Source organism: Pseudomonas putida, assembly GCF_028682175.1.
GTDB classification, from domain to species: domain Bacteria; phylum Pseudomonadota; class Gammaproteobacteria; order Pseudomonadales; family Pseudomonadaceae; genus Aquipseudomonas; species Aquipseudomonas putida_AD.
Window position 1 is genome coordinate 23,299 of record NZ_JANHKS010000054.1, and the last position, 10,776, is coordinate 34,074.

The 10,776-nt window shown below is 60.0% G+C and carries 14 protein-coding genes; 5 read left to right on the plus strand and 9 right to left on the minus strand.

Features of this window, described 5'->3' with window-relative positions; genetic code table 11:
* Positions 1 to 173 precede the first annotated feature (173 nt).
* Positions 174 to 296, plus strand: coding sequence for a type II toxin-antitoxin system HigB family toxin (locus NPS29_RS24875; RefSeq protein WP_400605185.1), 123 nt, complete (start codon positions 174 to 176; stop codon positions 294 to 296).
* The gene (locus NPS29_RS24880) at positions 286 to 645 is read left to right on the plus strand and encodes a helix-turn-helix domain-containing protein (RefSeq protein ID WP_274135849.1); all 360 of its coding nucleotides are present in this window, start codon (positions 286 to 288) and stop codon (positions 643 to 645) included. The genes NPS29_RS24875 and NPS29_RS24880 overlap by 11 nt, the downstream gene beginning before the upstream one ends.
* Positions 646 to 696: 51 nt before the next feature.
* On the opposite strand, the gene NPS29_RS24885 is transcribed toward NPS29_RS24880, so the two are convergent.
* Together NPS29_RS24885 and NPS29_RS24890 are read right to left on the minus strand one after the other, a co-directional pair.
* On the minus strand, positions 697 to 957 hold the full coding sequence (locus NPS29_RS24885) for a DUF2188 domain-containing protein (RefSeq protein WP_274135850.1): 261 nt from the start codon (positions 955 to 957) through the stop codon (positions 697 to 699).
* A 98-nt stretch (positions 958 to 1,055) separates the two neighbouring features.
* A complete protein-coding gene (locus NPS29_RS24890) occupies positions 1,056 to 1,283 on the minus strand; it encodes a hypothetical protein (RefSeq protein ID WP_274135866.1) in 228 nt (75 codons plus the stop codon).
* Positions 1,284 to 1,469: 186 nt separating this feature from the next.
* Between NPS29_RS24890 and NPS29_RS24895 the strand changes: the two genes are divergently transcribed.
* On the plus strand, positions 1,470 to 2,501 hold the full coding sequence (locus NPS29_RS24895) for a DUF4917 family protein (RefSeq protein WP_274135851.1): 1,032 nt from the start codon (positions 1,470 to 1,472) through the stop codon (positions 2,499 to 2,501).
* A 14-nt stretch (positions 2,502 to 2,515) separates the two neighbouring features.
* On the opposite strand, the gene NPS29_RS24900 is transcribed toward NPS29_RS24895, so the two are convergent.
* The 3 genes from NPS29_RS24900 to NPS29_RS24910 form a co-directional block, all read right to left on the minus strand.
* On the minus strand, positions 2,516 to 2,953 hold the full coding sequence (locus tag NPS29_RS24900; RefSeq protein WP_274135852.1) for a DUF2442 domain-containing protein: 438 nt from the start codon (positions 2,951 to 2,953) through the stop codon (positions 2,516 to 2,518).
* Between the two features lie 3 nt (positions 2,954 to 2,956).
* The gene (locus tag NPS29_RS24905) at positions 2,957 to 3,190 is read right to left on the minus strand and encodes a DUF4160 domain-containing protein (RefSeq protein WP_274135853.1); all 234 of its coding nucleotides are present in this window, start codon (positions 3,188 to 3,190) and stop codon (positions 2,957 to 2,959) included.
* 139 nt (positions 3,191 to 3,329) lie between these two features.
* Entirely contained in the window at positions 3,330 to 3,560 is a 231-nt protein-coding gene (locus NPS29_RS24910) for a hypothetical protein (protein ID WP_274135854.1), read from the minus strand.
* A gap of 248 nt (positions 3,561 to 3,808) precedes the next feature.
* Here NPS29_RS24910 and NPS29_RS24915 point away from each other — a divergent pair, with 248 nt between their 5' ends.
* Positions 3,809 to 4,708: a DMT family transporter gene (locus NPS29_RS24915; RefSeq protein WP_274135855.1), complete on the plus strand. Its 900-nt coding sequence runs from the start codon at positions 3,809 to 3,811 to the stop codon at positions 4,706 to 4,708.
* Here the strand turns inward: NPS29_RS24915 and NPS29_RS24920 are convergent.
* The 4 genes from NPS29_RS24920 to NPS29_RS24935 all read right to left on the minus strand — a co-directional run bounded on the left by NPS29_RS24920 (position 4,705) and on the right by NPS29_RS24935 (position 8,100).
* Complete coding sequence (locus NPS29_RS24920) at positions 4,705 to 5,922, minus strand: class I SAM-dependent methyltransferase (protein WP_274135856.1); 1,218 nt, start codon at positions 5,920 to 5,922, stop codon at positions 4,705 to 4,707. The two genes, NPS29_RS24915 and NPS29_RS24920, sit on opposite strands and share 4 nt — an antisense overlap.
* A gap of 158 nt (positions 5,923 to 6,080) precedes the next feature.
* Entirely contained in the window at positions 6,081 to 6,701 is a 621-nt protein-coding gene (locus NPS29_RS24925) for a TPM domain-containing protein (RefSeq protein WP_274135858.1), read from the minus strand.
* A gap of 26 nt (positions 6,702 to 6,727) precedes the next feature.
* Positions 6,728 to 7,477 (minus strand): TPM domain-containing protein, encoded by a 750-nt coding sequence (locus NPS29_RS24930; RefSeq protein WP_274135860.1) that lies wholly within the window; start codon positions 7,475 to 7,477, stop codon positions 6,728 to 6,730.
* On the minus strand, positions 7,477 to 8,100 hold the full coding sequence (locus NPS29_RS24935; RefSeq protein ID WP_274135862.1) for a LemA family protein: 624 nt from the start codon (positions 8,098 to 8,100) through the stop codon (positions 7,477 to 7,479). Before NPS29_RS24935 ends, NPS29_RS24930 begins: the two co-directional genes overlap by 1 nt.
* Positions 8,101 to 8,392: 292 nt before the next feature.
* On the opposite strand from NPS29_RS24935, the gene bglX reads away from it, so the two are divergent.
* Positions 8,393 to 10,693 carry a beta-glucosidase BglX gene (gene bglX / locus NPS29_RS24940; RefSeq protein ID WP_274135864.1) on the plus strand — a complete coding sequence of 767 codons (2,301 nt, stop codon included), beginning with the start codon at positions 8,393 to 8,395 and terminating at the stop codon, positions 10,691 to 10,693.
* Positions 10,694 to 10,776: the final 83 nt, after the last annotated feature.

Sequence of the window (10,776 nt, forward strand, 5' to 3'; positions counted from 1 at the left end):
CGCGAAAGGTTGAGTCGGGATGGGGAGGACATCAGTCGGCCTTCGTGGAAGAGAATAGATCGCATTCACAACAGCGAAATTCTATCAACCGCGATTTACCGGACTTTCAGGGATTTGTAATGGGGATGCGCGGGATGGGGGAATAACACAATTCATTACATTTCACGCTGACGATCGACCATGAATGTCGTCGGATTCCTGAGATACAGTATCGAGCAGGAATTGTTTGGGTGAAATTTGTAGGCACACACAAGCGATACGATGAGATCGATGCGGAGACAGTCAATGAATATTAAACCAATTCGAGACGACGCCGATCTGCGGGCGGCTTTCGAACGGCTGGAGGTCATCTTTCAAGCCGATGAGGGAACCCCTGAAGCAGACGAAATGGAAATCCTCGTCACGCTCATAGAGGTGTACGAGAACAAGCATTATCCGATTCATGTCAGCGACCCTGTAGATGCCATTAAATTTCGAATGGATCAACAAGGGCTCACGGCCCGGGATCTTGAACCGTTTATCGGACCCAGTGGACGCGTTTCAGAGGTGTTGAACAGAAAACGCAGGTTGAGCGTGAGTATGATCAAACGGCTACATGACGGCTTGCACATTCCCTATGAGAGCTTGTTCGCAGGCGTTGCATGACTTCGCATGGGTAAGAGCCTCAATGACTTAGAGGCTCTCGAGGACCCAACGCTACTTCTTCGACTTGTTCGACTTGGCCTTCGGCGCCGTTTTTTTCGCCTCGGGCGCTTTCATTTCCACAACGCTTGGCTGCGCCCGCATCGCCGTACGCTCTTGATGCGCTGGCAGAGACGCGGCGAATGCCATGGCCTCCTCACGGGTACCGAAACTCGCCAGGCGGTCGTGATGGGTGCAGACCCGCCATGGGCCGTTGTTGACGTTAATCACGTCGTAACCATTGAAATGCGTTTTGCTGAGCATCGCACTGTGCATGGAAACCTCCCTCTCGTTTCGAGAGTGTTGTGTGCAGTTATCCCGAAAGACGTTACACCCGACGGCACGCGTGAAGGCGCGCACTGGACAGATGGTCGTCAGGGTTTGAGCGGTATTTCTTCGTCTTTTTCTGACAGGCTTTTCCCATCGTCCGGGTGCTTCCAGGTCTGTGGTGGTGGAGTTTCGCGGGCTTGGTCGTCAGTCTTTTCAACCCGTTCGAATTCACGGGCCTGACGCTCGGCTTCAGTGCCTTTCGTCGTTTCCATGGGATTGGGGTTCGGGCCGGGGCTCTGGGCGGCGGCGGTGTTCACAGGATCGGTTTTCATGATCGCCTCTCAAGCGAACCGGATTTGGGGTTCAAGGGTTAGAAACAGGCGCTGTGTGGCAGTTCGAAATATCTGCCAGGCGGTGCGACGAAAGATCGGGCGTTGACAACAACGACCGCGCTTTCCTATAAGTCCACTCCGTTCTGGCCGCAGGTCAGCCTGCTCACCTGATTGCGAAGCGAGACAATGGAATTCACGGATTTTGATGCCGAACTGGCCGACTGGACCCAGTTGCAAACCGCCCACCCCTGCACCGGATTGTTGCTGGGCAATGGTGCAAGCCTGGCGGTGTGGAAAAACTTCTCCTATGACTCGCTGTTCGAACTGGCGCAGACCACGCGCAACAAGCCCCTGAGCGCGACCGAGCTTGCGCTGTTCAAGTCCATGGAGACCGAGAATTTCGAGCCTGTGCTCAGTGGCCTGAAGGTCGCCATGCGGGTCAACGCCGCGCTGACCATCAGCTCGTCGTCGCCGCGCAACCGCTACTTCGCGATCAAGGAAGCGCTGATTCACGGCATCCGCTCAGCGCATATCCCGTGGCGCCTGATGCAGGCATCGAGCGTCGCGCAGATCAGCAAGGCGCTGAGCGAATACAGGACCGTCTATTCGACCAACTACGACCTGCTCGCCTACTGGGCCGTGATGCACGGCGCGCAACCGTTCGACGACCTGTTTGATGACGACGCCGTGTTCAACCTGCATCGCACCGATAGCAATGCCACACGCATCCTTTACCTGCACGGCGGAATGCACCTGGTGAAGAACTTCGACGGCAGCGCACGCAAGCTGCTGTCATCGGAAAGCACCTTGTTGGGCAGTTTCGCGGTCAACGCGCTGGAGGACGTGCCTCTGTTCGTCTGCGAGGGCCGCAGCAGCGACAAGATGAAGATCATTCGCGGCTCGGACTACCTGTCGTACTGCCACGCCCAGTTGGCGCAACATGAAGGCGCACTGTGCATCTTCGGCCACGCCCTGGGCAAACAGGACCGGCACATCCTCGACGCCGTACTTCAAGCCCGCCCCAAGACCCTGGCCATCTCGATCCTGCCCCGCAGCGAAGCCTTCATCCAGCACCAGAAGCGCCACTACACGGCATTGTTCGAGGGGCAGAACATCGAGTTGAAATTCTTCGACGCCAAAACCCACCCGCTCGGCGATCCGCAGTTGCAAGTGCCGGTGGCCCGGTTGAAGGAAATGGTGGAGCAGAAGAAGACCTGATAGCCGGCCCGGCTTCAGCGATGCTCGTACTCCCACCCTCTGCACGCCAGCGCCACATGCTTGGGGATCAGCGCGGCACCGCTGCTATAGGCGGTAATGGTTCGGCGGGTGAAACCCAGCTCGACTGCGGCAGCAGACAGCGACAGTTTGTTTTTCGACATCCACTGCTTGAAATCCTGTGTCGGCATCACTTCGCCCGATTGCTCCAGCGCCAACCGGTGAAGGGTCGATGCCGCCAGTTCAATGTCATCGCCCCAGGTTACATCGAATCCCCATTCGCCCACCGTCACCTGGCTGAAGCGTGAATCCTCCCTCAGAGGGGCGAGCGCCGGAAACTGCTCGATAAGCGACGAAAGATCAACGGTGTAGCGCTTGCCGTTGCTCCATTCGATATTCAGAGATTGTCGGCCAGGCAGGGGCTGCACGCTGGCGATGCGTAGTTTGGTGGCCATGGGTCAGGTTCTCCGGTTCTGCTCGTACCATATCCGCCAGAGTTGCGCGGTATGAGCACGAGCCCATGTCAGGGCGGCTTTCAGGGCTTTTGGCTCGGCGCCTTTGCCGAGTATCCGCAAGCCGTCGATCTGCACTAACGACTCACCGTCCGGCGTCTGCACATGAAAATGAGGGGGTGCATGATCGTCCGGATAAATCTTGATTTTCCAATTGCGGTCGCTTTGTACGGTAGCCATGGGACGCAGATACTAGAGAAATTTTTTCTCTACCACAATCCTTCATCTTTACGGCAACAAACAAAAAACCGGACCTCGACAGGTCCGGTTTCTGATCCCTCAAACCAACGCCGCTTCCAATCTTCCCAGCGCCGATGGCTTACTCGTTACCTTCCGACAAGGCCCCGGCCACGACCACGTTACCGGCTACATGCTTGTTGACGCCGACGGCGAGGGTCCCGGTGCCGATCCGGGTGCTGGTCAAGGCGGCAAGGCGGTCGCTGCTCGTCGAATTGCCGACGCTCGCTGACCACTGAGCCGCTACAGTCGCCATCCATGCGAACAGAAACATCACGACACCTTGCAACGCCCACTTTCCGATGACCGACACGATCGTTCTCCTGGCTAATTTCGACGGCAGCTATTTGACCTTCAAACTGTTGCAGCAAGATTGCATTCAAGTTTTGAACCAATATTCAGTCCGCCTGAGCCCTGCTGCGAAAAATCCTCATGAATGGCATTTCCCTCCTTGAGGGAAGTGTACGGTCGATTCTGTCGGTATCTGTTAAGGGGGCTGGCGCAGGTTTTATGGCTGAATGGATGCCTGCTCCGACTCATAACAACAAGGCACGACTCAACATGTCCTCTCGCGAAAACACCGGTATGGCCCTCGGGCTGATCGGGGTGGTGATCTTCAGCCTGACGCTGCCCATGACCCGCATTGTCGTCCAGGAAATCCATCCTCTGCTCAACGGCCTGGGCCGCGCGCTGTTTGCGGCGATACCGGCGGCGGCACTGTTGCTCTGGCGTCGGGAGAAGTGGCCGACGCGCGCGCAGTTCAAGGCGCTGATGGTGGTTGCGCTGGGGGTGATCATCGGCTTTCCGGTGCTTTCGGCCTGGGCGATGAAAACCCTGCCCGCCTCCCACGGGGCATTGGTCAACGGGCTGCAGCCTTTGCTGGTGGCGATCTACGCGGCGTGGTTGTCCCACGAGCGACCGTCGAAAGCCTTCTGGGTCTGCGCGGCGATGGGCAGCGTTCTGGTACTGGGCTACGCGCTGATCAGCGGGGCGGGCAATCTTCAGGCGGGGGATCTGTTAATGGTTGGCGCTGTAGCCATTGGCGGCCTGGGTTATGCCGAAGGCGGTCGGCTGGCCAAGCAGATGGGCGGCTGGCAGGTGATCTGCTGGGCACTGGTGATTTCGATTCCGGTGCTGATCGTTCCGGTCGGCTACCTGGCATCGCAACATCAGGGGCCGATTTCGCCAGGCGCCTGGTGGGCATTCGGCTACGTGTCGCTGTTCTCGCAATTCATCGGTTTCTTCGCCTGGTACGCGGGGCTGGCGATGGGCGGCATTGCCCGGGTCAGCCAGATTCAACTGGTGCAGCTGTTCTTCACCATGGCGTTTTCGGCGCTGTTCTTCGGTGAACACATCGACCCGATCACCTGGATCTTCGCCGCAGGTGTCGTGGTGACCCTGGCCATCGGGCGCAAGACGGCCGTCATCGCGCCCAGGCCCGTGGTGGCAACCCGGGTTTAACCAAGCAGCCCATCCGCCTGGAGCAGCGTCTCCAGGCACTGCTCCTTGATGTTGTAGAAGGTCTTCAATTCCTGGATCTTCGCCAGCAGCTCGGCCGGATCGGCAGGGGTTGCGCGCTTGACCGCGAGAATCATCTTGTTCTTGTTGGTGTGTTCCAGAGAAATGAATTCGAACACTTTGGTCTCATAGCCACAGGCCTCCAGCAACAGGGCGCGCAGCGCGTCGGTGACCATTTCTGCCTGCTGGCCCATGTGCAGGCCGTATTGCAGCATCGGCTTGAGCAGCGTCGGGCTCTGGATCTGCAAGCGGATCTGTTTGTGGCAGCACGGCGAGCACATGATGATCGATGCCCCGGAGCGAATCCCGGTGTGAATAGCGTAATCGGTGGCGATGTCACAGGCGTGCAGCGCGATCATCACATCCAGTTCGCTCGGCGCCACCGAACGCACATCACCGCATTTGAACACCAGCCCCGGATGCTCCAGCTTCGCCGCCGCGTCGTTGCACAGGGTGACCATGTCTTCGCGCAGTTCGACGCCGGTGACGTTGCCCTCGGCCTGCAGTGTGTTGCGCAGGTAGTCGTGAATGGCGAAGGTCAGGTAGCCCTTGCCCGAGCCGAAATCCGCCACGGTCACCGGTTTGTCGAGCTTGATCGGCGAGGTCGTCAGGGCGTGGGAAAACACCTCGATGAACTTGTTGATCTGCTTCCATTTGCGCGACATCGCGGGAATCAGCTCATGCTGCCTGTTGGTGACGCCAAGGTCGGTGAGGAACGGACGGCTCAGCTCCAGATAACGTTTTTTCTCACGGTCATGCCCGGCCGAAGGCGCCTCGCGCTGCTGTTGGGAGGAGTTGCGAAACAGGGTGGTCTTGCCCTTCTTGCTGAACTCCAGCTGGATTTCATCGGTGAGAGACAGCAGGTGGGCGTTCTTGAACGACGTCGGCAAGAGGTCGGCGATCAGCGCCTGGGCTTCAGCCAGCGGGTGATTCTTGGTGATGTCGCGGGTCTGGTAGCGGTAGACGAAGGACAGGCACGGCTGGTCCTTGATCGTGGTGGGTTTGATGATGATCCGCTGCAACCCGGCTTCGCTCCCGACATGCTTGGCCAGCACCAGCTTGACGAGCGAGTTCTGGGTCAGGCAGGTGTCGAGCAGGCTCAGGAACTGAGCGCGGTGATCCTGTGCCGGAGCGGCGTTGGGTGCGGTGGCGGACATCGGGTACAGCCTCGGAAGCAGAAAATGCGAGGGCGGTATTTTAAGGCCGGGACGATCAATGTGTGCATTTTATTATGGCGCGGCCTTCCCCCCCCCCGTAGCAGTCCGGCTTGCCGGCGTGGCGACCTGAAGAACGCCCCCGCCGGCAAGCCGTGCTGCTACGAGTTCAGTACCACCAACCGGTTCGGCAGTTCATTGCGTGGCTGGGTCACGGGCACCTGGTCGGCCAGCACTTCGCCGCATGACCGAATGCAACCCAGAAAGCCTTCGAGCACTTTGCCGTCGCGCACCTGATTGGTGAAGACATCGACCATCGAGCGCCAGACCAGATCGTCAACATGCCGGGCAATCCCGTCGTCGACGATGATTTCAACGTAGCGCTCCGCCTCGCTGACAAAGATCAGCACCCCGGTTCCATTGGCGGTGGCGTGCAGGTTCTGTTCGAGGAACTGCCGCCGCGCGAGGCTCCCGGCCCGCCAGTGCCGCACCGAAGCGGGCACCAGGCGCGAGGTCACGTCCGGATGCCGGCATACGAGCGCCACCAGGATGAAGGTCGCGATCTGCGTCAACAGCAGCTCGTTGGCATTGAGCCAGCCAGGGTAGAAATTGATGAGCCCCGGCAGCAGCAACGCCACCAGGCCCGCCCAGATCAGCGGCACATAGGCGTAGTCGTCGGCACTGGCGGCCAGTACCGTGACCAGCTCCGCGTCGGTCAGCCGCTCGACCGCCTCGACAGCCTGGGCGACCTGCCGCTGTTCGTCTTCATTAAGCAATGCCATGCACAACAACCCTTTTCAATGATCGACTACCAGCCACCGGACGCACCGCCTCCGCCAAAACTGCCGCCACCGCCGCGCATGCCTCCCGAGCCCGAGCCACCGGAGCCGCCCGACCCAAAACCGCCACCGCCGCCCGAGCCGATGTAGCCACCGCCCAGCCCGCCGAACGCACGGCCCCAGCGCATGTTGATATAGATGAAGGCCACGAACAGCACCAGATACAACAGGCTCATCTTCCAGTCCGTCACATCGTCGCCACCCGACGCCCCGACCACGGGCTCGGCCAACGGATCGCCGCCCAGCACCTGCACTATCGCCTCGGCGCCCTGGGTGATACCCGTGACGAAATCGCCCTGCTTGAACGCCGGTGTGATGATCTGGTTGATGATCACCGAAGACTGGGCATCGGTGAGACGGTCCTCGAGGCCATACCCCACCTCGATGCGCACCTTGCGCTCTTCCTTGGCGACGATCAGCAGCGCGCCGTTGTCCTTGCCTTGCTGGCCGATGCCCCAGAAGCGCCCTAGTTGATAGCCGAAATCCTCGATGGTGCTGCCTTGCAGATTGGGCACAGTGACCACCACGACCTGCTCGGTGGTCAGCTCTTCATGGGCACGCAGCATCTGCGCGATGTGCTCGCGGCTCTGGTTGTCGATCATCCCGGCATTATCGACCACTTGACCGCTCAAGGCCGGGAATTTCAGCGCAGCCTCGGCCACGCTTGCGAACAGCGCCAGGCACATTGCCAGGCACAGCAACAGCGCGCGGCGGCGCATCAGAATTTCACTTGCGGGGCCTTGTCGGCATCCGCAGCAGTGGCTTCAAAGTTGGGGCGTATCGGCAAGTCGCTGTACATCACCGTATGCCAGAGCCGACCGGGAAAGGTGCGGATCTCGGTGTTGTAGCGCTCGACCGAGGCGATGAAATCGCGCCGGGCCACGGCAATGCGATTTTCCGTGCCTTCAAGTTGCGACTGCAGCGAGAGGAAGTTCTGGTTGGATTTGAGATCCGGATAACGCTCCGACACCACCATCAGGCGACTCAGCGCCCCGGTCAACTGGCCCTGGGCGTCCTGGAACTGCTTGAGCCTGGCCGGATCGTTCAGGGTGTTGGCATCGATCTGGATCGAGGTGGCCTTGGCGCGGGCCTCGATGACTGCGGTCAGGGTTTCCTGTTCCTGTTTGGCGTAGCCTTTGACGGTCTCGACCAGGTTGGGGATCAGGTCGGCACGGCGCTGGTACTGGTTCTGCACCTGGGCCCAGGCGGATTTGACCTGTTCGTCGTAGGTGGGGATGTTGTTGATGCCGCAGCCCGCCAGCAAGGTGCTCAGCAACATCAGCAGCGTCAGTGACAAATTGTAACGACTGCCCCGAATGTGCCCGTAACGCTCTATTTGCATGGTCTGTACGCTCCTTCCTGCCCTTCGATCCGTCTTCGGAGAATCACCCGTCAGACATGACTTTAGCTAAATCGGACGATCCCCGGCATAATCTTGCCCCATCGCGTCATCAGGGCTCTGGATTGCCAGGGCGCAATCAGATAAAACTCGCTGCGCTAATGATGCCCGGATGCATCAGGAGTTCAGCGGCTCACGGCCCTGGCGACAATAAAAACCAAAGGTTTCACACCAAAAACAAAGGCTGCCCGGTATTACGCGCGAGTTGCCGGCCAAGGTCCTGAGAAAATCATTCATGAATAAGCTGTGTTTATTGAGTCTTGTCGTCGGTTTGGCCAGTCAGTCCGCCTGGGCGCAGACAGCCACCACACCCGCCAGCAATCTCTCCACGCTACAGGCCAAGAATGCATTCATCTCCAATCTGATGAAGCAGATGACCCTGGACGAAAAGATCGGCCAGCTGCGCCTCATCAGCATCGGCCCGGAGATGCCCAAGCCGGAAATCGCCAAGGAAATCGCCGCCGGTCGCATCGGCGGTACGTTCAACTCCGTGGTCCTGCCCGACAACCGCGCCATGCAGGACGCCGCGGTACTGCACAGCCGCAACAAGATTCCGATGTTCTTCGCTTATGACGTGGTTCATGGCCAGCGCACGATTTTCCCGATCAGCCTGGGCCTGGCCTCGAGCTTCGACATGGACGCCATCACCCGCGCCGGCCGCGTCTCGGCGATCGAAGCGGCAGCTGACGGCGTGGACATGACCTTCGCCCCGATGGTCGACATCACCCGTGATGCCCGCTGGGGCCGCAGCTCCGAAGGCTTCGGCGAAGACACCTACCTGGTGTCGCGCATCTCCGCCACCATGACCCGTGCGTTCCAGGGCACCAGCACCCAGGCGCCGAACAGCATCATGGCCGCCGTCAAGCACTTCGCCCTGTACGGCGCCGTTGAAGGCGGTCGCGACTACAACACCGTAGACATGAGCCCGGTGCGCATGCAGCAGGACTACCTGCCGCCGTACCGCGCGGCGGTCGATGCCGGTGCCGGGGGCGTGATGGTCGCCCTCAACTCGATCAACGGCGTGCCGTCCACTGCCAACACCTGGCTGCTGCAGGATGTGTTGCGCAAGGATTGGGGCTTCAAGGGCGTCACCGTCAGCGACCACGGCGCGATCAAGGAATTGATCGACCACGGCGTGGCCAAGGACTTTCGCGAAGCCGCCAAGCTGGCCATCAAGGCTGGCGTTGACCTGAGCATGAACGACAAGGCCTACGGCGAAGAACTGCCGGCGCTGGTCAAGAGCGGCGAAGTGTCGATCAAGGAAGTCGACAACGCCGTGCGTGAAGTGCTCGGCGCGAAGTGGGAAATGGGCCTGTTCGCCAACCCGTACCTGCGCATCGGCGCCGCCGTGGATGACCCGGTCGACCGCAACGCGGAAAACCGCCTGCACCGCGCCGAAGCCCGCGAAGTGGCACGCAAGAGCATCGTCTTGCTCAAGAACGCCAACGAAACCCTGCCTCTGAAGAAGCAAGGCACCATCGCCGTGGTCGGTCCGCTGGCCAAGAGCTCGCTGGACATGCTCGGCAGCTGGTCGGCAGCGGGTCTTGCCCGTCAGACCGTCAGCGCCTACGACGGCCTGGCCAATGCCGTCGGCGACAAGGCCAAGCTGGTTTACGCGGCAGGTACAAATGTCACCGACAATCAGGAAGCCATCACCTACTTGAACAAGATGGACGACCAGATTCACATCGATGGCCGTCCTGAACAGGAGATGATCGACGAAGCGGTCAAGGTCGCTCAAGGCGCCGACGTGGTGGTTGCGGTGGTCGGTGAGTCGCGCAACATGTCCCACGAAGCCGCCAGCCGGGTCGATCTCGTGCTGCCGGGTCGCCAGCGTGACCTGATCAAGGCCCTCAAGGCCACCGGCAAGCCGCTGGTCATCGTGCTGATGAACGGCCGGCCACTGGCGCTGGGCGAGGAAAACAAGCAAGCCGATGCACTGGTCGAAAGCTGGTTCCTGGGTACCGAAGGCGGCAACGCGCTGGCTGACGTGCTGTTCGGCGACTACAACCCGTCGGGCAAACTGCCGATGACCTTCCCGCGTTCCGTGGGCCAGGTGCCTGCGTACTACAACCACCTGAACACTGGGCGTCCGTATCGCGTCAACGATTCGAACTACACCTCGAACTACTTCGAGGAGCCGACCAGCCCGCTGTTCCCGTTCGGTTACGGCCTGAGCTATACCCAGTTCAGCGTCTCGGACATCGTGCTGTCGGTCAACAAGATGACCCGCAAGGACAAGATCACAGCGACTGTTCAGGTGAAGAACACCGGCAAGGTCGCGGGTGAAACCGTGGTTCAGTTGTACCTGCGCGACGTTGCGGCGTCCCTGAGCCGTCCGGTGAAAGAGCTGAAGAACTTCCAGAAAATCATGTTGAAGCCGGGCGAAGAAAAAGCCGTGAGCTTCACCCTGACCGAAGAAGACCTGAAGTTCTACAACCCGTCGCTCAAGTACGCGGCCGAAGCGGGCGATTTCAAACTGATGATCGGCCTGGACTCGGCAGACGTGAAGGAAACTACCTTTACTCTGCAGTAAGTATCGACTTACAGGCGATACCGTCCCGTAGCAGCACGGCTTGCCGGCGGGAGCGATCTCAAGGACGCTCCCGCCGGCAAGAG